21 protein-coding genes are annotated in these 25,223 nt (G+C 47.9%); 17 read left to right on the plus strand and 4 right to left on the minus strand.

What is annotated here, in order from left to right; all coding sequences use genetic code 11:
- Nucleotides 1-53: 53 nt before the first annotated feature.
- From IE181_RS11725 to IE181_RS11735, 3 genes are read left to right on the plus strand one after another with little or no spacing between them, the layout of a single operon-like run.
- Nucleotides 54-1,523: a leucyl aminopeptidase gene (locus IE181_RS11725; RefSeq protein WP_191253177.1), complete on the plus strand. Its 1,470-nt coding sequence runs from the start codon at nucleotides 54-56 to the stop codon at nucleotides 1,521-1,523.
- Nucleotides 1,524-1,540: 17 nt separating this feature from the next.
- Entirely contained in the window at nucleotides 1,541-1,990 is a 450-nt protein-coding gene (locus IE181_RS11730; RefSeq protein ID WP_191253179.1) for a DNA polymerase III subunit chi, read from the plus strand.
- A gap of 27 nt (nucleotides 1,991-2,017) precedes the next feature.
- Nucleotides 2,018-2,473 (plus strand): GNAT family N-acetyltransferase, encoded by a 456-nt coding sequence (locus tag IE181_RS11735; RefSeq protein ID WP_191253181.1) that lies wholly within the window; start codon nucleotides 2,018-2,020, stop codon nucleotides 2,471-2,473.
- Nucleotides 2,474-2,501: 28 nt separating this feature from the next.
- On the opposite strand, the gene IE181_RS11740 is transcribed toward IE181_RS11735, so the two are convergent.
- The gene (locus IE181_RS11740) at nucleotides 2,502-4,400 is read right to left on the minus strand and encodes an ABC-F family ATP-binding cassette domain-containing protein (protein ID WP_191253182.1); all 1,899 of its coding nucleotides are present in this window, start codon (nucleotides 4,398-4,400) and stop codon (nucleotides 2,502-2,504) included.
- A gap of 138 nt (nucleotides 4,401-4,538) precedes the next feature.
- Between IE181_RS11740 and ndk the strand changes: the two genes are divergently transcribed.
- A complete protein-coding gene (gene ndk / locus IE181_RS11745; protein WP_191253183.1) occupies nucleotides 4,539-4,961 on the plus strand; it encodes a nucleoside-diphosphate kinase in 423 nt (140 codons plus the stop codon).
- 68 nt (nucleotides 4,962-5,029) lie between these two features.
- Here ndk and purN read toward each other — a convergent pair whose 3' ends face one another.
- Together purN and purM are read right to left on the minus strand one after the other, a co-directional pair.
- Nucleotides 5,030-5,680, minus strand: a complete 651-nt coding sequence (gene purN / locus IE181_RS11750; protein ID WP_191253184.1) for a phosphoribosylglycinamide formyltransferase — start codon at nucleotides 5,678-5,680, stop codon at nucleotides 5,030-5,032.
- An 8-nt stretch (nucleotides 5,681-5,688) separates the two neighbouring features.
- A complete protein-coding gene (gene purM, locus IE181_RS11755) occupies nucleotides 5,689-6,816 on the minus strand; it encodes a phosphoribosylformylglycinamidine cyclo-ligase (RefSeq protein WP_191253185.1) in 1,128 nt (375 codons plus the stop codon).
- A gap of 135 nt (nucleotides 6,817-6,951) precedes the next feature.
- On the opposite strand from purM, the gene IE181_RS11760 reads away from it, so the two are divergent.
- The 5 genes from IE181_RS11760 to IE181_RS11780 all read left to right on the plus strand — a co-directional run bounded on the left by IE181_RS11760 (nucleotide 6,952) and on the right by IE181_RS11780 (nucleotide 13,773).
- Complete coding sequence (locus IE181_RS11760) at nucleotides 6,952-8,097, plus strand: hypothetical protein (protein ID WP_191253186.1); 1,146 nt, start codon at nucleotides 6,952-6,954, stop codon at nucleotides 8,095-8,097.
- Between the two features lie 36 nt (nucleotides 8,098-8,133).
- Nucleotides 8,134-9,297, plus strand: coding sequence for an AI-2E family transporter (locus tag IE181_RS11765; protein WP_191253188.1), 1,164 nt, complete (start codon nucleotides 8,134-8,136; stop codon nucleotides 9,295-9,297).
- A complete protein-coding gene (locus IE181_RS11770) occupies nucleotides 9,245-9,949 on the plus strand; it encodes an HdaA/DnaA family protein (protein WP_191253190.1) in 705 nt (234 codons plus the stop codon). The genes IE181_RS11765 and IE181_RS11770 overlap by 53 nt, the downstream gene beginning before the upstream one ends.
- Nucleotides 9,950-10,064: 115 nt before the next feature.
- A complete protein-coding gene (locus tag IE181_RS11775) occupies nucleotides 10,065-12,257 on the plus strand; it encodes an RNA degradosome polyphosphate kinase (protein ID WP_191253192.1) in 2,193 nt (730 codons plus the stop codon).
- The gene (locus tag IE181_RS11780; RefSeq protein WP_191253194.1) at nucleotides 12,250-13,773 is read left to right on the plus strand and encodes a Ppx/GppA family phosphatase; all 1,524 of its coding nucleotides are present in this window, start codon (nucleotides 12,250-12,252) and stop codon (nucleotides 13,771-13,773) included. The genes IE181_RS11775 and IE181_RS11780 overlap by 8 nt, the downstream gene beginning before the upstream one ends.
- A gap of 42 nt (nucleotides 13,774-13,815) precedes the next feature.
- Here IE181_RS11780 and rnd read toward each other — a convergent pair whose 3' ends face one another.
- Nucleotides 13,816-14,973: a ribonuclease D gene (gene rnd / locus IE181_RS11785; RefSeq protein ID WP_191253196.1), complete on the minus strand. Its 1,158-nt coding sequence runs from the start codon at nucleotides 14,971-14,973 to the stop codon at nucleotides 13,816-13,818.
- 186 nt (nucleotides 14,974-15,159) lie between these two features.
- On the opposite strand from rnd, the gene aspS reads away from it, so the two are divergent.
- The 8 genes from aspS to IE181_RS11825 all read left to right on the plus strand — a co-directional run bounded on the left by aspS (nucleotide 15,160) and on the right by IE181_RS11825 (nucleotide 25,074).
- Nucleotides 15,160-16,944: an aspartate--tRNA ligase gene (aspS, locus tag IE181_RS11790; RefSeq protein WP_191253198.1), complete on the plus strand. Its 1,785-nt coding sequence runs from the start codon at nucleotides 15,160-15,162 to the stop codon at nucleotides 16,942-16,944.
- Nucleotides 16,945-17,013: 69 nt separating this feature from the next.
- A complete protein-coding gene (guaA, locus tag IE181_RS11795) occupies nucleotides 17,014-18,561 on the plus strand; it encodes a glutamine-hydrolyzing GMP synthase (RefSeq protein ID WP_191253200.1) in 1,548 nt (515 codons plus the stop codon).
- A gap of 196 nt (nucleotides 18,562-18,757) precedes the next feature.
- Entirely contained in the window at nucleotides 18,758-19,603 is an 846-nt protein-coding gene (gene panB / locus IE181_RS11800; RefSeq protein WP_229819392.1) for a 3-methyl-2-oxobutanoate hydroxymethyltransferase, read from the plus strand.
- Between the two features lie 158 nt (nucleotides 19,604-19,761).
- Nucleotides 19,762-20,496, plus strand: coding sequence for a tetratricopeptide repeat protein (locus IE181_RS11805; protein WP_191253202.1), 735 nt, complete (start codon nucleotides 19,762-19,764; stop codon nucleotides 20,494-20,496).
- The gene (locus IE181_RS11810) at nucleotides 20,493-21,842 is read left to right on the plus strand and encodes an outer membrane protein assembly factor BamB family protein (RefSeq protein WP_191253204.1); all 1,350 of its coding nucleotides are present in this window, start codon (nucleotides 20,493-20,495) and stop codon (nucleotides 21,840-21,842) included. The genes IE181_RS11805 and IE181_RS11810 overlap by 4 nt, the downstream gene beginning before the upstream one ends.
- A 19-nt stretch (nucleotides 21,843-21,861) precedes the next feature.
- Entirely contained in the window at nucleotides 21,862-23,352 is a 1,491-nt protein-coding gene (gene der / locus IE181_RS11815; protein ID WP_191253206.1) for a ribosome biogenesis GTPase Der, read from the plus strand.
- 47 nt (nucleotides 23,353-23,399) lie between these two features.
- Entirely contained in the window at nucleotides 23,400-24,356 is a 957-nt protein-coding gene (locus IE181_RS11820) for an ABC transporter substrate-binding protein (RefSeq protein WP_229819394.1), read from the plus strand.
- A complete protein-coding gene (locus IE181_RS11825; protein WP_191253208.1) occupies nucleotides 24,349-25,074 on the plus strand; it encodes an ABC transporter ATP-binding protein in 726 nt (241 codons plus the stop codon). The genes IE181_RS11820 and IE181_RS11825 overlap by 8 nt, the downstream gene beginning before the upstream one ends.
- The last annotated feature ends 149 nt before the right edge of the window (nucleotides 25,075-25,223 follow it).

Here is a 25,223-nt window from a genome sequence, read left to right on the forward strand (position 1 = left end):
AGAACAAGCAATGACGCTATCAATTTTCAAACATTTTATATTGAGGGTACCCAATGAAAGTCACAATTGCATCAGTGAGCATTCCAGAATCCGGCGCAGTCGCCATCTTTGTTGCCAAGGATAATGTGTTATCTGGGGCAGGGGCCTCTCTTGATGAAACTACAAATGGTAGCTTGACCCGCGCTATGAAAAACAGCCGCTTTAATGGCGGCAAAGGTTCGTCACTTGAGATACTGGCACCTGCTGGAACTGAGCTTGATCGCATTCTACTTGTTGGCACTGGTGAACTGTCTGAACTGAAGGAAATTGATCACTTGGAACTTGGAGCGACCGTCGTTGCAAAATTAATCACAAGTGGCAGTACAGAAGTCAGCATTATCGCAGATCTCGAAGAGCTAAATGCCGCTGCAATTGCAGAGGGTGCTCTGCTGCGCTCCTACAGATTCGATAAGTACCGCACAAAAGAGCCTGAAAATAAAAAACCTAGCCTGCAGGACGTTAAAGTCGCTACAGACCAAAAAAATGCCGCTGATGATTTCAAAACTCGAGAAGCTGTAGCATCTGGTGTTTTCTTCACCCGCGACCTAATTACCGAGCCCGCAAACATCCTCTATCCTGAAAGCTTTGCGAACCTCATCCGTGATCTCGGAGGTCTGGGCGTAGAAGTAGAAGTTCTCGGCGAAAAAGAAATGGAAGAACTCGGCATGGGGGCGCTGTTAGGTGTCGGGCAGGGTTCTGCAAGAGAGTCACAGCTAGCAATCATGCGCTGGAATGGGGCCTCTGATCCTGATGCACAGCCTATCGCCTTTGTCGGTAAGGGGGTTACATTTGACACCGGCGGCATATCACTAAAACCTGGGCCAGGTATGGAACAGATGAAGTGGGATATGGGCGGTGCAGGTACAGTAGTAGGCCTTGTCAAGGCGCTCGCTTCCAGGAAAGCCAAGGTAAATGTTGTTGCCATTGTCGGACTTGTGGAAAATATGCCGTCCAGCACAGCACAAAGACCCGGTGATGTAGTTACAAGCATGTCCGGTCAAACAATCGAAGTTCTTAACACCGATGCTGAAGGACGTTTGGTGCTCGCTGATGCGCTTTGGTACTGCCAGGACCGTTACAAGCCTAAGTTTATGATTGATCTGGCAACCCTAACCGGTGCGATGATCATTTCACTGGGCCATGAATATGCAGGGCACTTTACCGATAGCGACGAGCTTTCAAGCGCGCTTTTCTCTGCTGGTGATGCAACAGGCGACAAAACATGGCGGATGCCACTACATGCAAACTATGACAAGCAGATCAATTGCCAGATCGCAGACATGCAAAACATTGGCGGAAAAGGTGCGGGCTCCATCACAGCTGCGCAATTCCTGAAACGTTTCACGAACGATGTGCCTTGGGTTCATATTGACATCGCTGGTACAGTTTGGTCCGACAAAGACCTTCCGCTGAGTGAAAAAGGCGGCACCGGATATGGTGTTCGTCTTCTTGATCGCTTCGTAGCTGATAATTACGAAGAATAAAGCAGGGGCTACTGAGTATGGCGGACATCCGCTTTTATCATCTGCAGAAGCAGCCTTTGGAAGAAGCACTTCCCCGCCTTCTTGAACGTGTTCAAGGGGCGGGCCTGCGTGCGCTGATAAAATGTCCGGACCAGGAAACCATGGACAATCTGAACACTATATTGTGGACATACGATGCAGCCAGTTTCCTCCCACACGATACTGCAAACTGCGCTCATCCAACGGAACAGCAGTTTCTGTTAACTCTTGAAGATGGAAACGACAATAATGCAGAGGTTCTCGTTTTAATAAATGCCGTAGGCAGTGAACACATTCCCAAATATCAGCGCTGTCTATATATGTTTGATGGTCGCAATGACAGCATTGTAGATAAAGCCCGCAGTCATTGGAAATCCTATAAAGAACTTCAAATTGACATGTCATACTGGCAACAGCGAGAGCAGGGCGGCTGGGAACAAAAGGCCTGACGTATCGTTCCAAGAGACAGAAAATTCATGGAAATAATTACACACCCCGTCTTGCCGTACAGGTTGAGCTATCAGCTAGAGGACTTTAACTTTGACATTATACATGCTTTTTTGACAAACGTTTACTGGTCTAAAGGCATTCCCAAAGAAACAGTAATCAAGTCTTTTCACAACTCGATTTCAATTGTGCTCCTCACTGAAAGTAACGAAACAATCGGAGCAGCCCGTATGACAACAGACCGGGCAACCTTCGCGTATCTGGGGGATGTTTTCATCCTTGAGCAGCACAGAGGGCAAAAACTGGCTGAATTCATGGTGGGAACACTCATGCAGCACCCGGACCTACAAGGGCTAAGACGCCTGATGCTGGCAACAAGGGATATGCAGTCTCTTTATAGAAAACTTGGTTTTAACGACCTGAAAAATCCCGATATTCTGATGGAAATAGTAGATTGGGATGTTTACCAAAAAGCTCAGAGCTAAAGAGAAACCTGCGCAAGCCCTCAGACTCTTATTCTGCTGATTGCTGTATGGCTTCATCCAAAGCTGTCTCAGCGTCCAGCCAAATAGCCTCAGCTTCCTCCAGCTCGTTTTTCACTTCTGCAATAGCGGCCTGGAATTTGGCAATCTTCGCAGCGCCTTCAGAAGACATGTCTTCATAAAGCTTGGGGTTTGCCATATTTTTTTCCCCAATTGCCAGTTTCTTTGCAAGCGCCTCCACGCGGGATTCCGCATCAGAAACAGCCTTCCTAAGCGGCGCCAGCTTTGCCCGTGCTTCCGCCTGTTCTTTTCTGTTTACTTTCTGATGGTTTACCTTTTTATCTTTGCCCTGCCTGCGTTCACCTGCACGGTCTGCCAAAAGTTTATCCCGGTAATCCTCCAGATCACCTTCAAACCTTTTCACGTCGCCTTTTTCCACAATCCATAACCTGTCAACACAGGCTTCAACCAGATGCCTGTCGTGACTGATCAAAAGGACTGCACCATCATATTCATTGATGGCGTGAATCAGGGCTTCTCTACTATCTACATCCAGATGGTTTGTTGGCTCATCCATAATTAGCAAATGCGGATTTTCAAAAGTTGACAGCGCAAACATTAATCTTGCTTTTTCGCCACCGGACAAACTTTCGACTGACCGATCCGCTTTGTCAGCGCCAAACCCAAAGGAACCAAGACGCGCTCTTACTTTTGCCTCAATAGCATCAGGCATCAACTTCACCAAATGATCTAACGGTGACTGCTTAGGGGAGAGTTCATCCAACTGGTGCTGTGCAAAATATCCAACCCGGAGCACACGAGACTTTCTTAGCTTACCTTCCATCGGTGCAAGCTTGGTTGCCAGCAACTTGGCGAATGTGGACTTACCGTTACCATTTGCCCCAAGTAGTGCAATCCGGTCATCCATATCAATTCGAAGATCAAGGTTTTTTAGAACAGGGTGCCCAACATCATACCCAACCGATACATTCTCAAGGGCAATTAAAGGGGACGAAAGTGGGTCAGGCTTTGGAAAGTTAAAAGGAATAGTCCCTTCCTCCACCATTGTCGCTATTGGCTTCATTTTTTCCAGAAGCTTGACGCGACTTTGTGCTTGTTTCGCCTTATTGGCCTTTGCACGGAATCTATCCACAAATGCCTGAATACGGCGCCGCTCACTCTCCTGACGTGTTTTCAGCGCCATCTGCCGTTCAATATTTTCACGGCGCATTTTCTCGAACGTATCATAGCCACCCGTATATAGGTTTAGTTTGCCGTTCTCTAGATGGACAATATGGCTAACCGCTTTATTCAGCAAGTCCCTGTCATGGCTCACAATCACAACAGTATAGGGGTATGTCTTGAGAAAATTCTCCAGCCACATCACCCCTTCAAGATCAAGGTAGTTTGTAGGTTCATCAAGCAGCAGCAAATCTGGTTCATTAAACAAAACACATGCAAGCGCAACACGCATACGCCAGCCACCTGAATAACTTTGGCATGGGCGCGCCTGTGCATCTTCATCAAAACCCAAACCTGACAGAATGGTGGCAGCTCTCGCCTCGGCTGTATGGGCGCCTATGTCAGCAAGACGAGTGTGGATTTCTGAAACTCGGTGGGGATCAGTCGCTGTTTCTGCTTCTTTATTCAGCGCAGTCAGTTCTTTGTTTGATTCTAAAACCGTTGCTATCAGACTTTGCGGCCCATCTGGGGCCTCTTGACCAACGTGGCCCACGCGCGCACTTGGTCTAACTTTCACCGCACCGGATTCAGGCGCAATCTCACCAAGGATGAGCTTCAACAGTGTTGATTTCCCAACACCATTTCGCCCGACAAAACCAACCTTATGACCAGCCGGAATCCCAACGGTTGCGCGGTCCAGAAGAACACGGTCACCAATTCTATAAACCAAGTCTGTAACATGTAACATGGCAGTCCAGTATCATAGAGGTATGCGCTCTGCAACGAAGGGCTTGGATTTTAGTGCTAATAAAGTTATAAGGCGCCCGAATCATTAACCCGCCAGCTAAGTGTTAGAGGGCGACAGAATACTAAAGGAAAGTCCAAAATGGCTATTCAACGTACATTTTCTATCATCAAGCCTGACGCAACTAAGCGTAACCTGACTGGCGCTATCAACGCTAAATTCGAAGAAGCTGGTCTGCGCATCGTTGCTCAGAAACGTATTCGCATGACAACTGCACAGGCAGAAACTTTCTACGCTGTTCACTCTGAGCGTCCTTTCTTCGGTGAACTGGTTGAGTTCATGACGTCTGAGCCAGTAGTTGTTCAGGTTCTTGAAGGCGAAGACGCAATCGCGAAAAACCGCGAAGTTATGGGTGCAACTAACCCAGCAGAAGCTGCAGAAGGTACAATCCGTAAAGAGTTTGCTCTATCAATCGGTGAAAACTCTGTTCACGGTTCTGATGCTCCTGAAACTGCAGCGATTGAAATTGCTCAGTTCTTTGCAGGCAACGAAATCGTCGGTTAATTCTAACCGTCACCTAAAAGAAAAGCCCCGGAACTTTCCGGGGCTTTTTTTATTGATATGCAGGGTAATCAGGGGACGGGACTAATCATCCCACCCGGCGGTATATCGGCTTCCTTGATAACGACCTTGTGCCCGGAAACCCTTACTTTGCCTTCCGCGATCAATCGTACGGCTGCTGGATACATCTGATGTTCAAAGGTCAATGTTCTGGCAGCAAGGCTTTCAGGGGTATCTACGGGCAGAATTGGTATGGCTGCCTGCATTATAATGGGACCATTATCCATCTCTGGCCTGACAAAATGAATGGTGCATCCGGCAAAACGCACACCGTCTTCAAGCGCCCTGGCATGTGTATGCAGCCCCTTATAGGCCGGCAATAAACTTGGGTGAATGTTGATCATTCTGTCACGCCATTTATTTACAAAATCAGCATTTAGAATGCGCATAAAACCAGCAAGACAAACAAGTTGTACACCATGTTCCATCAGGCATTCTTGCAGTGCCGCTTCAAACTTCTCGCGAATTTCATACTCTGTGTGGTCAATCACCGCTACAGGGATACCGGCCTTTTTAGCGCGTTCAATGCCACCCGCATTCGGCCGATTACAAATGACAACATTGATTTCTGCGGGATAATCACCCTGTGCCGCCGCGTCAATCAACGCCTGCAAATTAGTTCCGGATCCAGAAATTAGAACACCGAGTTTCAGCTTCCGCATGATTCTGCTTATCCTTCGATCTCAGTAACTGCAGACCATGCCTCGGAAGAGCCCCAAGAACCAGCGGGACCATGTACCAAACAGGTGGGTTTGCCATCAGCAGTCTTCACCGAGCCGATAACACGGGCATCTTCACCTTCAGCGCGAAGAATTTCCAAGGCAGCTTCAGCATGTTCTGCGGCAACGACAACGACCATACCCATACCGCAGTTGAAAGTCCGGGCCATTTCCCTGGTGGCAATATTGCCTTCGTTCTGCAACCAACTGAATACAGGCGGCAGATCCCATGCAGATATATCGATAACCGCCTGTGTATTCAGCGGCAAAACACGCGGCATGTTTTCCAGAAAACCACCGCCTGTGATGTGTGACAGGGCTTTAACGTAGCCTGCACGGATAGCTTTCAGGCAGCTTTTGACGTAGATTTTCGTTGGTGCCAGCAGTGCTGCACCAAGCGTTTTAGTGTCATCGAAAGGCGCAGTTTCTGAGTAGCTGTAACCCTTATCCGTTACAATTCTACGAACCAGTGAATACCCATTAGAGTGAATACCGCTGGATGCCAGGCCAATCAGTACATCACCGGAAGAAACAGTGGATCCATTAATCATTGTACCGCGTTCAGCAGCACCTACGCTAAAGCCAGCCAGGTCATAATCATTGCCAGCATACATTCCGGGCATTTCTGCTGTTTCGCCACCGATCAAAACACTGCCAGACTGTCTGCAGCCCTCAGCAATGCCAGATACAACACTTGCCATCTGGTCAACATTCAACTCGCCGGTCGCCATATAGTCTAGAAACAGCAGCGGCTCTGCGCCCTGAACGACCAAGTCGTTTACGCACATGGCAACCAAGTCTATGCCAACCGTGTCGTGCATATCTGCATCCAAAGCCACTTTTAATTTGGTGCCAACACCATCAGTAGCGGCAACCAGAATAGGGTCTTTAAATCCAGCAGCTTTCAAGTCGAACAAGCCGCCAAAGCCGCCAAGGTCTGCGTCTGAGCCAGGGCGTTTGGTACTGGCAGCCATTGGCTTAATTCGGTCAACAAGAGCTTCACCAGCATCAATATCTACGCCAGCATCTTTATATGTATAGGATTTTGAATCGGTCACGGGGATACCTGTCACAATCATTGAAGTTCTTATAGAAATGCCATATTTCTATTTTAAACACGTCTTATGTACTAATCCATATAGGGATTGTATAAAAGAATCACTTATAAAATTTATTGGCGTTATAGTCGGGCCCTGCACATTTTGAAAGCTCTTATGTTTCATTTCCTACGTTTAGACTTTTTGCGGAAACTATCCTTTCTGGCCAGTGTACTTGCAGCTTCCCTTTTTGCCTGTGTTACTATAGCACCTATTGCACAGGCGCAGGCTGTTAACACCAGCCTCGACACCTTGTTCACCGTCAGAAACCTGCAACTGGACGAAACAGCCAGTTCGGCTTTTCAGGCGAGAAGTGCTGCCATTGAAAAAGCAGAATCAGAAGCATTTGACATATTGCTTTCCAAGATTATCCGTCAAAGTGACAAGGACAAACTCCCCCCACTTTCTCGGCGTGAAAAACAAACGTTGATGGTTGGTATCGACTTTCTGGATGAAAAAACATCCAGTCGCAGATATCTGGCAACTGTGAATATAAGGTTCGAACCTGCTTTGGTAAGTGAACTTCTTGACACCTATAACATTCCACATATTTTGGAAGCTGGTGGTCGATTGATGATACTTCATGCCCATACCCGCGGCGTAAAAAATATCTTGTGGGAGGACGATACCACCCTTGAAAAAGCGCGAGCGGCCGTTGACTGGTCAAACCGAATCCGGCAACCCATTCTTCTTGAAAGTTCCCATAATGCTCGCATGAATTTTCCTTTCAAGGCGGTCTCTAGCATTGATCATAGAACTATCGCGTCGCGCTTACGAAACTTTAACATGCCCTCGGCTCTGCTTATCTCCAGCAGCATCACCCGCGACTATAAAAGTGTTACCTCAAGACTTACTTATAAATATGGTACGACACGGGCAGGGGGTATCACAGAAGACCATATTCAAGTACCTGGCGTAACTTTGGAAAGCGAAGAGACTGCGCTTATCAAAATGTATAGAAATATCCTGGACGACATAGACGAACGCTGGAAAGCACAATTACTAGTCGACACAGATATCACAGGCAGCATAACACTGATTATTGCGACCCCGGCTTTGAAAGACTTCATAAACCTTACGGATAGAATTGCGGGCATATCCCTGATAACAAAACACCAAGTTGTCTCAGTGAAAGTCCCCGTCAGCATTCTGGAAATCGAGTATAAAGGGACTGAAAGTCAATTAGAACTGGCTCTGGGCTATGCAGGACTGGAACTTGTAAATACTGTGGACGGCAAGATGCTCCAGCTAGCGAACCAATAAATTTATTTAATATTAGGCAATGGGGGATTACCTAAGATGACGGCAACACCATTCTGGACAGCACCTCGAATATGGACAGCAGTTATATTGACTGCAACTGCATTATTCTTTTATTTAACCAAAGGGATACTGCTTCCCTTTCTCGCAGGTTTGGCCGTAGCCTATTTTCTTGATCCTGTTGCTGACAAGCTCGAAGAAAAAGGCGTTTCAAGATCAATTGCAACCGTTCTCGTTCTGCTGTTTTTCTTCCTGATTATCGTTGGTGTATTTCTGGCCATGTGGCCTATAATCCAATCACAGATCGCAGGTGCAATCATCGCTATTCCTAAAGCACTGGCTGCCATACGGCCGTGGTTTACAGAAACAGCAACTGCATTTGCGGAACGTTTTAACCTGACGTTGGAAACGGATATTGACCAAATACTGTCCCAGTATTCCGGCACTCTGCTTGACCGGGCCAAGGACGCAACCGGGAGCATACTGCGCGGCGGTCTTGCCTTCTTCAGTCTTTTGTCGCTTCTCATTATCTCGCCTGTCGTTGCCTTTTATATGTTGCGTGATTGGGACTTGATGGTAGCCAAGGCCAATAGTTGGCTACCCCCAAAGAATGCAGGCATTATCCGGGAACAACTCAAATTGGTGGACGAGGTTCTTGCCGGTTTCGTTCGCGGCCAGGTTCTGGTTAGCCTTGCTATGGGTACACTCTATGCCATTGGCTGGTCACTGGTCGGTCTAGATTTCGGTTTGCTACTTGGCGTTCTAGCCGGTGTATTAGCCTTTGTTCCTTTTGTAGGATCGCTGTTCGCGGTGTTCATTGCCCTCTTAATTGGCTTGGGACAGTGGGGGGCAGACCCGCTTCAACTGGGACTTGTTCTTGGGGTTTTTGGTATTGTTCAGGTTATTGAAAGTGCCTTTTTGACACCCAAGTTTGTTGGTGAACGTATCGGCCTGCATCCAGTATGGGTTTTATTTTCCGTGTTTGCAGGCGGAGAGCTAATGGGCTTTGTTGGTGTTCTTTTGGCTCTGCCCGCGGCGGCTGCTATTGCAGTTCTTGTCAGGTTTGTTATAGACCGCTATCTGGAACATCACGAAATTGGTAACTTTGGCCTTCCGGCCGCAGACAGTATAGAAGGCACAGAGAAAAATAATGCAGAACATGCCGCCGAAAATCAGCCAGCTTCCCCTGAAGCTAATTCATAGCGAAAGCTATGACCTCGCTGACTTTTTCATTGCAGACTGCAACCGTATGGCTGTCGAAAATATAATGGCATGGCCGAACTGGCCAAGCCATGCTGCTGCGCTTGTTGGCCCAGCCGCCAGTGGTAAGAGCCACCTGGCTGCTGTTTGGCTAAGCCGGACAGGTGGCAAGGTTATTCAGATGGGCAACGATATTTCGCAAATATCAAAAGAGGAATGCATCCTTCTTGATTTATCGCCCTTTCAACAGGAACAAAAACCATTAGATGAGACATGGTTATTCCATCTTTTCAACTGGGTTAAGGAGACAGGTGGCTTTCTTCTTATCCTGAGCCGCTATCCCATGAATCATCTTACCATATCCTTACCAGATTTGTCGTCCAGACTGGCGACTGTATCCACCTACACAATGGACGAACCAGATGATGGTACACTGACTGCTGTTCTGTTTAAAATGTTTTCAGACAAGCAGTTACAGGTTGATCTTCCAGTTATTAACTATATCCTATCTAGGACAGAACGTTCTTTTCAGGCACTGAAAGAAATGGTAGCTGCGCTTGACCAGATTGCCCTGGCGAAAAAGCAAAAAATAAGCATACCTTTAGTTCGCGAATATATTGCCTCACCGGCGTATTCTGCCAGTCAGGACGTATAACAGGGCTAACACTCTATTAAGGTTCTGTCCTGTAACGTTATTGTCACAAAAGTCTGTTTGATTGTGCTGATCAATAATTGGTCATATACTATCTCTTAATAAACAGGATAAGAGCATGGACGGGAATAAGGTAAAACCGCAGATTTCACGTGAAAAGATTCGTGAAAAAATCAACAATTTACGCGGTGCAGATAAATACCTGAACCGTGAACTTAGCTGGTTGCAATTTAATATCCGTGTACTTGAAGAGGCTAGAAACTCTAACCACCCGCTACTGGAACGACTGCGTTTCCTGTCAATTTCGGGCAATAACCTTGATGAATTTTACATGGTGCGCGTCGCCGGTTTGAAGGGCCAGTCCTATATGGACGTGTCAGTGCGCTCTGATGATGGTCTGTCTCCAGCCGAGCAGCTCGTTCGCATCAATGAAACCACAGACAAACTGATGGTGCATCAGCAGGAAATTTGGGCCGAGCTGATTAAGGAAATGCGCGAGAATGGGATCATTCTTCTGAACCCAAAAGAAATCACCCCTGAGGAATTTTCCTGGGTAGAGAATTATTTCCTTGAATCTGTTCTACCGGTACTAACACCAATCGCTGTTGACCCCGCGCATCCATTCCCCTTCATCCAGAATCAGGGCTTTACCATGGTTCTGTCGCTGACACGCAATACTGACAATCATGATATGGTTGCTTTGTTGCCTGTCCCGCATCAGGTGCAGCGTTTCATCCGTTTGCCAAAATCTGATACATCAGAAGTACGATTTATTGCGATCGAGCGTATTCTGGAGATGTTCCTGAACCAACTTTTCCCAGGATATACGATTAACGGCACCGGCGTGTTTCGTGTCATTCGCGATAGTGACATGGAAATTGAAGAAGAAGCAGAGGATCTTGTTCGTGTCTTTGAAAGTGCGCTCAAACGGCGCAGAAAAGGCCGTGTCATTCGCCTGAAGATGAATGTAGACATGCCAGAAAGACTACGAAATCTCGTCATATCGCGAATGGATGCGGATGAAGAATCAGTAATCCTCGTTGACGGCATTCTTGGTATTAATGAAACAAGTCAGCTTATCGTGGATGATTTTCCAGATTTGATTTTCACCCCATATAACGCCCGTTTCCCGGAACGGGTTCGTGATTTTGGTGGTGATATTTTCAAGGCCATCAAGTCCAAAGACTTTGTCGTTCATCACCCTTACGAATCCTTCGATGTTGTCCACCAGTTTCTAGTGCAGGCGGCAAATGATCCTGATGTAGTCGCTATCAAACAAACATTATACAGGGCAGGGTCACAGTCCCAGATCATCCGCGCACTTATCGAAGCCGCAGAAAATGGAAAATCCGTTACCGCCGTCGTTGAACTGAAAGCCCGCTTTGATGAAGCTCAGAACATCAAATGGGCAAGGGACCTGGAACGTGCGGGAGTGCACGTAGTGTACGGTGTCATCAACTTGAAAACACATGCAAAAGTTTCGATGGTAGTGCGCCGCGAAGAAGGGCAATTGCATACGTATATGCACTTTGGCACAGGAAACTATCACCCTATCACGGCCAAAGTATATACAGACTTGTCCTTTTTCACCGACGACAAGGCCTTGTCGCGCGATGCTAACCGCATGTTCAATTATCTGACCGGATATGTAGAGCCCATAGGCGTCGAAAAACTATCGCTGTCACCGTTTAACCTGCGGTCACACCTTATTGATCTGATTGAACGGGAAATTCAATACGCACGTGAAGGAAAACCAGCTGCTATTTGGGTTAAATTAAACTCCCTTCTAGATCCTGAAATTATCGACAAACTGTATGAAGCGTCACAAAACGGTGTTCAAATAGATTTGGTCGTGCGCGGTATTTGTACGCTGCGCCCGGGGATAAAGGGGCTAAGTTCCAACATTCGCGTACGCTCCATTGTCGGCAGGTTCCTAGAACATGCCCGCATCTGCTGCTTTGGCAACGGAAGTGGACTACCGTCAACATCTGCACAAATTTTTATATCTTCTGCTGACTGGATGCCGCGCAATTTTGATCGTCGCGTTGAAACGCTGGTCCCTATAGAAAACCAGACTGTCCATAATCAGATCATGGGGCAAGTTATGGCCGCGAATCTAATGGACAATCAGCAAACCTGGACGATGGACTGTGACGGCAACTACAGTCGGGTTACACTTACCGAAGGCATAGCTCCCTTCAGTGCCCATCATTATTTCATGACCAATCCTTCAATGTCCGGAATGGGTACAGCATTGAAAGGAGAGGAAGTTTCACCAATCTATGACCACGGGAAAACTGTCATTGAGTAAAAATCCGAACAATTATGTTGGCGTAATCGACATTGGCTCTAACTCCGTTCGCCTAGTTGTTTTTTCCGGCTTTCACAGAGTGCCGGAAATCATTTTCAACGAAAAAACACTTTGCGGTCTTGGCGCTGATGTTGGCACTACTGGCAATATGGGCAAAGCTTCCATGAAACTTGCTATGTCTACGCTGAAACGTTTCAAGGCACTATGTCATCAGATGGAAGTTAAAGAAGTCTATGCCCTTGCAACAGCAGCGCTGCGAGACGCAAAAAACGGCCCAGCTTTCAAAAAGAAAGTTGAGCAGGAATGTGGTCTGCCAATAGAAATTATTTCCGGCGAAGCAGAGGGTAGACTTTCTGCTCTCGGCGTCATATCTGGCGAGCCAACGGCCACTGGCATTGTCGGCGACCTTGGGGGCGGCTCTCTGGAACTGGTGCGTGTGGCAGAAGGGCAGGTTCACGAAAAAATCAGCCTGCCTATTGGTCCATTGCGGTTAACCGCCAAACATGGAAGAAGCACAAGAATCCTCAAAAAAGAACTGCGGTCCATTTTTTCTGCAATTGATTGGCTGCAGGAAAATGGTGGCAACAACCTCTATCTCGTGGGTGGTGCATGGCGAAACATTTCAAAGCTGATGATGCGGGAACGTGCAGCACCTTTGCCTATCCTTCACGGCTTTGAAACAAGCCAGAAAGAAATGTCGGATTATTGCCGCCGCATTAGTGGTGTACGGCCCGAGGACCTCCCGTTTGGACAAATGCTGTCCGCGCGCCGGAGGGATGTATTACCAATGGCTGCTTTGATCTTGAAAGAATTGATTTCCATTACAAAGCCAAAGTCTGTCATTTTGTCATCCTACGGCCTTCGTGAGGGATTTTTATTTGATCACTTAAGCAAACCCAAGAAGAAATTGGACCCATTTTTATATACTTGCCGGGAATTGGCAGAGGAACGTTGCAGGTTTGTAGAACACGCAGATCTTCTTTTTGACTGGACAAGACCAATATTTGAAACCCACAAGGTTAAAAACATCAAACGTCAACACAGGCTTCATACAGCTATTTGTCTCCTCGCAGACATTGCATGGCGGGGACACCCTGACTTCAGAGCTGAACGAGCAGTAGAGACAATTCTGCACGGTAACTTTTTCGGAGTTAGTCACGCAGACCGGTCTTATATCGGAGTGGCGTTAAATGATGTCTACGGTGCGCCCATTGATCAACAACTCATCGCGAAAGTACTGCCTCTATTGACCGTCGGCGATATGCAGGAAGCGCGGATGATGGGGGCAGCAATCAGATTGGCACAGCGCTTATCGGGCGGGGCGAAGGTCGCGCTGGAGGCAAGTTCACTCATTGTAACCAAATCAAAATTAATCTTGAAAATATCAACGGCTCAACGAGACATTGCCAATGAAGTCGTAGAAAAACGCCTTAGCAACCTGGCTCAACTCATTGGCAGAAAACCATTAATTCAAGTTGGATCAGTCAGCCTCGCGCACATGGAAGAATATAGCTAGCTCATAAGATCTATAGGCACAAACCTTCAGATCTTATGGGGCTTATTCATCGTCCATCAGTTCAACGACCTCGATGTCACCGTTGTTGGCTGTCAGGGCAAGGGTTCCCTGGATAAGCTTTTGGGCATCGTCCCCAAAAATAGTTTTGCGCCAGCCCTGCATGATTTTACTGTCTGCAGATGGTTGAGCCGCAAGTGCCTCTAGCTCTTGCGAGTTGGCAATCATGCGCGGCGCAACATTCGTCTCCTGACTTTTTATTTTCAGAAGGACTTTCAATAGATCAGCCATTGGCGGGGTAGCCGGACGTGGTTTAGTCCGTTCAATTTTTGGCAAATCATCATCCGGAATTGCCATACCTTCCTCAATTGCGGCAAGAAGCGATTTACCCGCACGTGATCTGCTGAAACCAGAAGGAAGACCGCGTACACGCTCAAGGCCAGTTTCGTCCTTTGGTGGATGCGCACAAACCTCGAGGATTGTTTCATCTTTGGCAATACGATTTCGGGGCAGGTCACGGCGAATTGCCTCTTTTTCCCGCCAAGCTGCAACCTTTGTAAGAAGCCCAAGGAAGCGCGGCTTGTTTGTGCGCACTTTCAGACGCTTCCAGGCATCATCAGGCTCCGTGACATAAAGAGTTGGGTCCTGGAGGTACTTAGTTTCCTCGGCAACCCATTCTGTCCGTCCTGTTTTCTCAAGCTCTGATTTCAGCTTCATGTAGATTTTGCGAAGGTGCGTCACATCACCGAGCGCATAATTATACTGAGCTTCTGACAGGGGACGTTTAGACCAGTCTGTGTACCGTGCCGTTTTATCCAATTGCGCACGTGCAATCTTGTTTACCAGTGTCTCATAGCCAACCGAGTCGCCAAATCCACAAACCATCGCGGCTATTTGAGTATCGAAAATAGGCTCGGGCAGGGCACCGTCCATAAGATTATAAAAAATCTCGATATCCTGCCTGCACGCATGAAAGACTTTCAGAACACCTGTATTCTTCATCAGGTCAAAAAATGCAGTCAGGTCAATGTCCTCTGCCAGAGGATCAATAGCGTGGGCCCCTTCATCATCTGCCACCTGAATAAGACATAATTTCGAGTAATATGTATTGTCGCGTAAAAACTCGGTATCGACTGTTACATATTCCGCTTTAGATAGACGCTCACACAAGCTATTCAGGGCATCAGTAGAAGTAATCGGCATTAAACCATTCCAAAATTTTTATTTTGCCAAACACGGCAGCAAAGCTGTAATAAGTGCTTCTAATACACAGGAAAAGGTCATTCGTCACGCTTTCTATGAATTCTTTCGCCTCAATGCTTGACATTCATAGTGTTTCGTGCGCTTTTCCGGCGAAATTGTATCTTAAACAAAGGGGCAGATAGCACCATGCACGCGTATCGTTCGCATACATGTAACGACCTTCGTAAAGAAAACGTAGGTGACACTGTAAAACTTTCAGGCTGGGTTCACCGGAAGCGAGATCATGGCGGTGTCCTGTTTATCGACCTGAGAGATAATTACGGCTTTACGCAGCTCGTTCTGGATACTGATAGTAAGGCATTCGATACTGCCGAGGCGCTACGCTCTGAAAGCGTTATTACAATTGACGGACGTGTCAAAGCACGCTCCGACGAGACTGTAAACAAAGACCTGCCAACAGGTGACATTGAAGTCTTTGTGGACGCTATTGAAATTCAAAGCGCCGCGCAGGAACTTCCTTTGCCGGTATTTGGCGAAACGGAATATCCGGAAGATATCCGACTTAAGTACCGCTTCCTTGATCTGCGCCGCGATCGTTTGCACAAGAACATATTGCTACGTAGTAATGTTATCGCGTCCCTGCGTCGCCGCATGATTGATCAGGGCTTTACCGAGTTTCAGACACCTATCCTGACTGCTTCCAGCCCGGAAGGTGCCCGTGACTTCCTGGTACCTGCACGGCAACACCCTGGGAAGTTCTATGCGCTTCCACAGGCACCGCAGCAGTTTAAACAGCTCATCATGGTTTCTGGCTTCGACCGCTACTTCCAGATCGCCCCTTGTTTCCGCGATGAAGATGCGCGTGCCGACCGTAGCCCAGGCGAATTCTACCAGTTGGATATGGAAATGAGCTTCGTTACGCAGGAAGACGTATTCAACGCCATTGAACCTGTTATTGCCGGCGTTTTCCGCGAGTTTTCAGATAAGAAGATTGACGGTGGCGCTTTCCCGCGGATTCCATTTGCTGAATCCATGATGAAATACGGGAATGACAAGCCTGACCTGCGTAACCCGTTGATCATTCAGGACGTCACTGAACATTTCCGCGGCTCTGGCTTTGGTATCTTTGCCAGCATGATTGAAAACGGCGCTGTTGTCCGTGCAATTCCTGCGCCTGGTGCAGGTGCAAAATCTCGTAAGTTCTTCGACGGCACTAACGACTGGGCCAAGAAGGAAGGATTTGCAGGTCTTGGCTATATTAAAATCACTGATGGTGAAGCTGGTGGTCCGATTGCCAAGAATCTCGGTGAAGAGCGCACACAGGCAATTATTGATCAACTTGGCCTAGGCGATAACGACGGTGTTTTCTTTGCTTGTGATAAAGAAGCAGGCGCAGCCAAGCTTGCAGGCGTTGCCCGTACAAAAGTTGGTGAAGACCTGGGTCTTATTCCGGATGATGAGTTTAAGTTCTGTTGGATTGTTGACTATCCAATGTTCGAATACGACGAAGACAATAAGAAGATTGACTTCTCTCATAACCCATTCTCTATGCCACAAGGCGGTATGGAAGCGCTGGAAAACGAAGACCCTCTTAGCATCCTAGCATACCAATATGACATCGTTTGTAACGGCATTGAACTGTCTTCCGGTGCCATTCGTAACCACCGCCCAGATATCATGATCAAAGCCTTTGGTATCGCCGGATATTCGGAAGAAGTGGTAGAAGAAGAGTTCGGCGGCATGCTGAACGCCTTTAAATATGGCGCCCCTCCACACGGTGGTATCGCACCAGGCGTTGACCGTATTGTAATGCTGCTGGCAAATGAACCAAATATCCGCGAAGTCATCCTGTTCCCGATGAACCAGCGGGCAGAAGATTTGATGATGCAGGCGCCTTCTGAAGTGTCGCCTAAGCAACTACGCGAGTTGCACATCAGAACCGTTGAGCCACCTAAAAAGGATGGCGAATAATCAACAAGAGGCCTAGACACGTCTGGGCCTTTTTTGCATTCAGACTATACAAGATGATAGAGGCACAGAATGAGCGATAATATTCTCATCATTGATTTCGGCTCTCAGGTTACACAGCTAATTGCCCGTCGTGTGCGGGAAGCTGGCGTATACTGTGAAGTTGTTCCGTTCAACAAAGCAGACGAAATTCTAGACGACTTTGCACCCAAAGGGGTTATTCTGTCCGGCGGCCCCGCGTCAGTAACCCATGCCGACACACCGCGTGCGCCAGAGCGTTTGTTTACCATGGGTATTCCAGTAATGGGAATATGCTATGGCCAACAAACAATGGTTCAACAACTTGGCGGTAGCGTTACAACATCTGACCATCAGGAATTTGGTCGCGCCTTCGTAGATATCAAAGCAGACTGCGCCCTGTTCAACAATGTGTGGGCTGTTGGTGACCGCGAACAAGTATGGATGAGCCACGGCGATCACGTAGATGCACTGCCTTCAGGCTTTACAACAGTGGCAACCAGCGAAGGTGCACCGTTTGCAGTTATAGCCAACGATGAAAAGCAGTTCTACGGCGTACAGTTCCACCCAGAAGTAGTGCATACACCGCACGGCGCAAAACTTCTTGAAAACTTTGTTCTGCAAATCTGTCAGTGTTCTGGCGACTGGACGATGGCCAGCTTCAAAGAAACTAAAATTCAGGAAATCCGCGATCAGGTCGGCGATAAGAAAGTAATCTGCGGCTTGTCCGGCGGTGTGGACAGTTCTGTTGTAGCAGTCCTGCTGCATGAGGCAATTGGTGACCAACTTACCTGTGTATATGTAGATCACGGTTTGATGCGCCAAGGTGAAAGCGAGCAAGTTGTCAGCCTGTTCCGTGAGCATTATCACATTAATCTGGTGCACAAAGATGCCTCTGACCTATTCCTGGGCGAGCTTGCAGGCGTCACTGATCCAGAAGTAAAGCGTAAAACCATCGGAAAACTGTTCATTGACGTGTTTGAGGAAGAAGCCCGCAAAGTTGGCGGTGCAGACTTCCTTGCCCAAGGGACGCTCTATCCTGATGTTATCGAATCTGTATCCTTCACTGGAGGCCCCAGCGTTACGATCAAGTCACACCATAATGTTGGTGGTCTGCCTGACCGTATGAACATGGCGCTTGTTGAGCCGCTCAGAGAATTATTCAAGGATGAAGTACGAGCCTTGGGCCGTGAACTTGGCCTTCCGGAAGTCTTCGTGGGAAGACACCCATTCCCTGGTCCTGGTCTGGCAATTCGCATTCCCGGCGATATTACGCGTGAAAAAGCCGATATTCTTCGCAAAGCTGACGCCATTTATCTTGAAGAAATTCGCAATGCGGGTTTATACGACACTATTTGGCAAGCTTTTGCCGTTCTTTTGCCCGTTAAAACGGTTGGCGTGATGGGTGACGGCCGTACCTATGATCATGTTTGTGCTTTGCGCGCGGTTACATCAACAGACGGTATGACTGCTGACTATTATCCGTTCCCGCACGACTTCCTTGGGCGTACAGCGACCCGCATTATCAATGAGGTTCGCGGCATTAATCGCGTCGTGTATGATGTGACCAGCAAGCCTCCTGGAACGATTGAGTGGGAATAAAAGCTCTAGAAACCGGCCGGACAGTTTCGGTCGGTTTTTTTGTGTCTTTTCTGATTTTCTTCGTCACTTTTCCTGGCACTCAGAATATCGCAGCGCAGCAATCTACTTTGACGCATGCGTTGATTCCTACTATACGATTGCAAGAAATTCAGATTTTATATGATTCTGCTATATTGCAAACGAAAGGGTATTCACGATGTCAACATCACCAAAGTCTGACAGCGTAAAGCTTTCTCCCATGATACGGCGTCGAACTGCCAAGGACATAAGTGCACGAAAAGGTGGGGAACCTATTGTTTCCTTAACGGCCTATATTACGCCTATGGCAGCTCGCCTGGACGAATATTGCGATTTCATTTTGGTCGGGGACAGCGTTGGTATGGTCCTTTACGGCATGGACAGCACACTAGGCGTAACGCTGGACATGATGATCACGCACGGCAGGGCAGTAATGCGAGGTGCCAAGCGTGCACTTGTCGTAATTGACATGCCTTTTGGCTCGTATGAAGAGTCCAAGGAAGTTGCCTTTCACAATGCAGCGCGTCTTTTAAGTGAAACCGGTGCCGGAGCTGTCAAACTAGAAGGCGGAAAAGAAATGGCTGAAACTGTGAAGTTTCTGGTTGATCGCGGTATTCCGGTTCTGGGTCATGTTGGTTTAATGCCACAAAGTGTTAATACATACGGCGGCTACGGTGCACACGGCAGAACCGAAGAAGAATGGCAGCCCATCATAGACGACGCAAAAGCAATTGCAGAAGCAGGGGCATTCGCCACGGTTCTCGAAGGCGTTGCCGAGCCACTTGCCCAAGCCGTCACTGAGGCTGTTTCAAACCCAATCATTGGTATCGGAGCATCGAACAAATGTGACGGGCAAATTCTGGTGACCGAAGACATGTTGGGACTTTTCTCGTTTAACCCGAAATTCGTGAAACGATATGCTGAAATTGCTGTAGACATCAATGAAGCTGTCGCCAACTATGCTAAAGATGTCCGGTCCAGAGAATTCCCTGCAGAAGAGCATACGTACAAGATGAAAAAATAGCGGAATTCAAGCATATTTCAGACTGTCCCAAAATGACCACAATCAGTTGTTTGCTTATTGCGTTCGCTTTGGTTATGGTAGCCGAAATTTAACGAATCTATTCAACATTAATAAGAACAAAAATCACTGCGATGGCAGTCTATTTTTAGGAGTATAGCGTGTCGGATCAGAATCCCGATCTTGCCTTACAGGAAGTTGACGAAGAACTACGCCGCGAAAGGCTGAATTCTCTATGGACAGCATACGGCAAATATATCATTGCCATTGCAATTGGTATCATTATTACCGTTGCTGCACGGGAAATCTATTCCAGCTATCGCGCAGGTGTTGAAGAAGCAAACAGTGCCGCATTCAATGAAGCTATTGAGGCTGCAAAATTTGGTGATTCTATCGACGTTTGGGAAAAAGCACTTCCAAACATGAAAGAAGGTTATGCTGCGCTCGCATCTTTGCGCCTGGCAGCAGCATATCTGGAAGACAGTCGCCCGGAAAAAGCGATTGAAACCTATGACGCACTTGCCAATAGCACTGATCGTGATGAAGCGCTAAAAGGCTTCGCTGCTTTCAACGCTGCGATTTTGGTGTCTACTGTACGCGGTGATGATGCTGATGCTCGGTCGCGTTTTTCTATCTTGGCGGTAAAAGGGCGTCCTTGGTATTTCTCAGCGCAGGAACAGCTAGCATTCCTCGACATCAAAGCTGGCGATGACCAAGCCGCAATGGATAAATTCAGTATTCTTGCTGACGATCCACAAACCCCGCAGACTATTCGCTCTCGTGCTGTACAGATGCGTGATTATCTGGATCTGAAACTGTTCAATGCGGAAACTTCAGACGCCGCAGCAGAAGACGTTCCTGCGCCTGCCGAAGAAAATAGCGGAGAGACGTCATGACATTGATACGCCAGGTGCGCCCCGCGCTTACTCTCGTGGCGGCCGCTAGCATGCTGTCTGCCTGTAGTTTTTTTGATGGACCCAGCAAGCCTAAAAACGCCTATGACGATGAGGGCAGGGAACGTATATCAATTCTGACCACGACCCAGTATCTGGATGCCGACAACGCGATTGCCGGAATACCTGTGGCAGTGCCTGCGCCGTTTTTAAACAAAAACTGGGCACAGGCAGGCGCAAACGCCAGTCACGCTGCACAGCACCTAAGCCTTGATGATAACCTTTCACAGGTTTGGCGCGTAAGTGTTGGTAGTGGTGACCGCGATTATGAACGCATCATCTCAAGCCCTGTTGCGGCAGACGGCAAGGTATTTGCTGTGGACGTTGAAGGCACTGTTTCTGCCTTTACGCTTGAAACTGGACGTAGTCTTTGGTCAACAGAATTGGCGCCGACAAATGGTGACCGATCTGATTTGGGTTACGGCGGTGGTGCCTCTTATGCAAACGGCAATGTATACGCAACATCCGGATACGGTTTTGCAGTTGCGCTCGATGCAGACACTGGTCGTGAAATGTGGCGGTATGCCGCAGGCGTTCCACTGCGTGGAGCCCCCACAATTGCAGAAGGCAAAGTTTTTGTCACCACCCATGACAACCTGATTGTTGCCCTTGATGAGCAGTCCGGTGAGCTATTGTGGGAACATGTTGGCATCGCAGAGACCGCTGGCATGCTCGGCGCAGCAAGCCCGGCCTATGAAAATGGCGCGCTGGTTCATGCTCTGTCTTCAGGAGAACTGATTGCACTGCGTGCAGCAAACGGTAGAGTTCTATGGCAAGACGCGTTGACCAGTTCACAGCGACTTACACCTCTGGCAACTCTTGCTGATATTGATGCGTTTCCTGTGATTGATAGCGGCAAGGTTTATGCGGTTAGTCATGGCGGCCGGATGGTTGCCATTGACATGCGTAGCGGCGAACGCTCCTGGGAAGCTGATATCGCAGGTGTTAACACTCCTTGGATTGCAGGTAACTTCGCTTTTCTTGCAACAATTGATAGCCAGGTCGTATCTATGACGCTGGGTGACGGCAGAATCAGATGGGTAACTCAGCTGCAACGCTTTCTTAATCAGGAAAAACGCCGTGACCTTATCAAATGGAACGGCCCTGTGCTAGCCGGTGACCGTCTTGTTCTTACCAGCTCCCACGGCTATGTTGTAACATTGTCACCTTACACCGGTGAAGTTTTAAGCGGCACAAAAATGCCGTCAGGGTCAACAACTTCTCCAATCGTTGTGGACAATACCCTGATTGTTCTGACAAATAATGGAGACCTAGTAGCTTATCGCTAGGTCTTTACGGATTAAAAAAATGACATTCACACTCGCAATCGTCGGCCGCCCTAACGTCGGTAAATCGACATTGTTCAACCGTCTTGCTGGCAAGCGTCTCGCAATTGTCGACGATACACCGGGGGTTACCCGTGACCGCCGAGAAGCGATGGGCAATATCTCTGACCTTGAATTCCGCCTTATTGATACTGCAGGTCTAGAAGAAGGCGCACCGGGTACGCTATCTGACAGAATGCGCAAGCAAACTGAGGCGGCGATTGAAGACGCTGATGTTACACTCATGCTTTATGATGCCCGAGTAGGCGTCACCACCATGGATGAGCATTTCGGAGCCATGCTGCGCAGGGCAAAGAAGCCCGTTATACTTTGCGCCAACAAATGCGAAGGCCGGGCAGTTCAAGAAGGTGTTTTTGAAGCATACACCCTTGGACTGGGTGATCCTGTACCGCTGTCTGCCGAGCACGGCGAAGGCCTTGCAGATTTATATCAGTTCATTGTCTCCGCGCTGAAAGAGATCGGTATCGACCCTTACGCGCATGAAGAAGAAGAGTACGGCAAAGGCCAAAGCCGCAATGAAGACACAGGGCCCGAAGAAGGTGACCTGAACTATGAATTCGTCGATGAAGAAGGTCAAAATGACGATGAAAGACCCTTAAGGCTAGCGATTGTAGGCCGCCCAAATGCAGGCAAATCAACTTTGATTAACGCCTTGGTTGGTGAAGACAGACTGATCACTGGCCCAGAAGCAGGCCTGACCCGAGACAGTATCGCGGTAGACTGGGAATGGGAAGGTATGCCCGTTCGTCTTTTTGATACGGCAGGGCTGCGGAGACAGGCACGGATTACCGAAAAGCTTGAGAAGATGTCTGTTGCAGACACTATGCGTGCGGTTCAGTTCGCAGAAGTTGTTTGCCTGATGCTGGACGGAGAACTTGGCATCGAAAAGCAGGACCTTAAAATCGCAGAAAAGGTCGTCAAAGAAGGTCGTGCACTTGTCATTATCCTGAACAAATGGGATGCAGTTAAGGACCGCCTGGATACACAGCGACAGCTTAAAGATGCCCTGACCAAAAGTTTGCCCCAGCTTAAAGGGGTTCAGATTGTCACTGTATCTGCCTTGATGGATAAAGGTCTGGACAGAATAATGCCTGCCGTTGAAGAGGCTTATTCCATGTGGAATGCCCGCATTCCTACATCGCCCTTCAACAAATGGCTTTCTGATACGCTTGAAAAGCATCCAGCTCCTAGCGTGGCTGGTCGCAGGATTAAGATACGGTACGGCGCCCAAATCAAGACGCGGCCACCGACCTTCTCGCTGTTTTGTAACATGCCAGATGATCTACCTGATAGTTATGTCAGGTATCTTGAAAATGAACTGCGTAGAGACTTTAACCTACCGGGTGTTCCATTACGGTTCTATACACGGAAAGGTTCTAACCCCTATGAAGGCAGACGTCGCCAGAACCGCGACAGCAAAAGGGGCAAAAGGTACGGAAAAGGTTCGAAATAATCAGCATATTTTTTGACACCGCACACGATTAAATTATAGTCAGTCACATGAAAATTTGGCTGGCTATATTTTTTTCGGTCCTGTCTCTTACTAGCGTAAGAGCAGACGGCATCACATTCGCAACCGACTGGAAAGCTCAGGCAGAGCATGGTGGGTTTTATCAGGCTCTTGCAAATGGGTATTATCAGGCCGAAGGTCTTAAGGTTACCATCCGTCCGGGAGGGCCGGGAAGCGACAATCCAAGGCTTTTAGCGGCCGGGGCACTGGATATCGCCATAGCGTCCAATAGTTTTCAACCGATAAATATGCTGAGTGCAGGTGTTGATGTTAAAGTGGTCATGGCTTCTTTTCAAAAAGACCCGCAAATATTGATGTTACATCCTGATGATCCTGCTGATAGTTTTGACCAATTACAGGGACGTCCCATTTTCATCTCTGATGCTGCTATTGCTGCCTTTTGGCCCTGGATGAAATCCAAATTTGGGTATAAGGATCAACAAATCCGGAAATATACCTACTCACTGGCGCCGTGGCTTGTAAATAAAGGGACTGTGCAGGAGGGCTATGTCTCTTCTGAACCATTCAGTGCCAGACAGGCCGGCATTACCCCAAAAGTCCTATTATTCGCCGATGCTGGTTACCCAGGATACTCGGGCATGGTAATGGTAAACAATTCCTACTTGAAAGATAACAGGCAGACAGTGACGGCTTTTGTTCGCGCGTCAATAAAAGGATGGATTGACTATTTATATGGGGACCCGGCACCTGCCAATAAACTCATCCTGCATGACAACCCCGAGATGACACCTGAATTATTGTCCTTTGCAATCAATGAAATTCGGTCACGAGGCATTGCAGGTGATAAAGAGACGCTGGGCAGCATGTCTGTCACGCGGTGGGAGACTTTTTATAAAGAAATGTCCAATCTCGGTGCAGTAGAGAAGGGCGTCAACGTCAATAACCTGTTAGTGCCGGATTTAGTCCCTGGGTTGATACATGACTAATCAAAGCATTACCCTGAAAGACCTTTCCTTTGCCTACGACGACATACATCCGATCTTAACGGGTCTTTCATGGGATATTCAAAAAGGACACATATATAGTCTTCTCGGGAAAAGTGGTTGCGGGAAGTCAACGCTGCTAAGGCTGATTGCAGGACTTGAAACCCCAGACAAGGGAAGTGTGGATATTCAGACTAACACTCCGCCTGCTTTTGTTTTCCAGGAACCAGCGTTACTGCCTTGGGCGTCTGTCTACCATAACATCAAGCTTCCTGTGTCTCTTGGTGCAGCATCTGCATCCACAGCAGAGATTGAGAGCTATATCTCTTTATTAGGTCTCGATGGACTTGAGGACCGATACCCGGCTCAACTTTCCGGAGGACAGAAAATGCGCGTCTCCATAGCACGCGCCTTAACGCAAAAAGCCGAGATATTATTGCTAGATGAACCATTTGCAGCGCTTGATGAGCCTTTGCGCTTTGAACTAAATGATCTGCTTCTATCGCTGCAGGACAGGCTAAAAATGACAGTTATCTTTGTCACACATAGTGTTTATGAAGCCGCATACCTTGCAGACGCCGCAGTTGTGTTGAACATGGGCAAGTTGCAGAGCATACTGCCACTGGACCATAATCGATCCTTGCCGTCTTCTAAACAGCGATCATCCCATCAGTTTGCAGATAATGCGGCACGCATCTTTCGTGCACTGGAGGAAGCATGATTATGCGTAAAGCACTCGCCCTACCTTTAGTGTCGATACTATCCCTAATTATACTTTGGGAACTATCTGTTGACTATTTTGACGTCCCTAAATTTTTATTACCCGCACCTAGCCTTATTCTTTGCGCACTTATAGATAACCAGGAACTT

Origin of the sequence: Kordiimonas sediminis (genome assembly GCF_014656395.1) — a bacterium.
Lineage (GTDB): Bacteria > Pseudomonadota > Alphaproteobacteria > Sphingomonadales > Kordiimonadaceae > Kordiimonas_A > Kordiimonas_A sediminis.

Coding starts and splice junctions, on each gene's coding strand:
- IE181_RS11725 (WP_191253177.1), top strand. CDS start 54: ATGAAAGTCACAATTGCATCAGTGAGCATTCCAGAATCCGGCGCAGTC.
- IE181_RS11730 (WP_191253179.1), top strand. CDS start 1,541: ATGGCGGACATCCGCTTTTATCATCTGCAGAAGCAGCCTTTGGAAGAA.
- IE181_RS11735 (WP_191253181.1), top strand. CDS start 2,018: ATGGAAATAATTACACACCCCGTCTTGCCGTACAGGTTGAGCTATCAG.
- IE181_RS11740 (WP_191253182.1), bottom strand. CDS start 4,400: ATGTTACATGTTACAGACTTGGTTTATAGAATTGGTGACCGTGTTCTT.
- ndk (WP_191253183.1), top strand. CDS start 4,539: ATGGCTATTCAACGTACATTTTCTATCATCAAGCCTGACGCAACTAAG.
- purN (WP_191253184.1), bottom strand. CDS start 5,680: ATGCGGAAGCTGAAACTCGGTGTTCTAATTTCTGGATCCGGAACTAAT.
- purM (WP_191253185.1), bottom strand. CDS start 6,816: ATGATTGTGACAGGTATCCCCGTGACCGATTCAAAATCCTATACATAT.
- IE181_RS11760 (WP_191253186.1), top strand. CDS start 6,952: ATGTTTCATTTCCTACGTTTAGACTTTTTGCGGAAACTATCCTTTCTG.
- IE181_RS11765 (WP_191253188.1), top strand. CDS start 8,134: ATGACGGCAACACCATTCTGGACAGCACCTCGAATATGGACAGCAGTT.
- IE181_RS11770 (WP_191253190.1), top strand. CDS start 9,245: ATGCAGAACATGCCGCCGAAAATCAGCCAGCTTCCCCTGAAGCTAATT.
- IE181_RS11775 (WP_191253192.1), top strand. CDS start 10,065: ATGGACGGGAATAAGGTAAAACCGCAGATTTCACGTGAAAAGATTCGT.
- rnd (WP_191253196.1), bottom strand. CDS start 14,973: ATGCCGATTACTTCTACTGATGCCCTGAATAGCTTGTGTGAGCGTCTA.
- aspS (WP_191253198.1), top strand. CDS start 15,160: ATGCACGCGTATCGTTCGCATACATGTAACGACCTTCGTAAAGAAAAC.
- guaA (WP_191253200.1), top strand. CDS start 17,014: ATGAGCGATAATATTCTCATCATTGATTTCGGCTCTCAGGTTACACAG.
- panB (WP_229819392.1), top strand. CDS start 18,758: ATGTCAACATCACCAAAGTCTGACAGCGTAAAGCTTTCTCCCATGATA.
- IE181_RS11810 (WP_191253204.1), top strand. CDS start 20,493: ATGACATTGATACGCCAGGTGCGCCCCGCGCTTACTCTCGTGGCGGCC.
- der (WP_191253206.1), top strand. CDS start 21,862: ATGACATTCACACTCGCAATCGTCGGCCGCCCTAACGTCGGTAAATCG.
- IE181_RS11820 (WP_229819394.1), top strand. CDS start 23,400: ATGAAAATTTGGCTGGCTATATTTTTTTCGGTCCTGTCTCTTACTAGC.
- IE181_RS11825 (WP_191253208.1), top strand. CDS start 24,349: ATGACTAATCAAAGCATTACCCTGAAAGACCTTTCCTTTGCCTACGAC.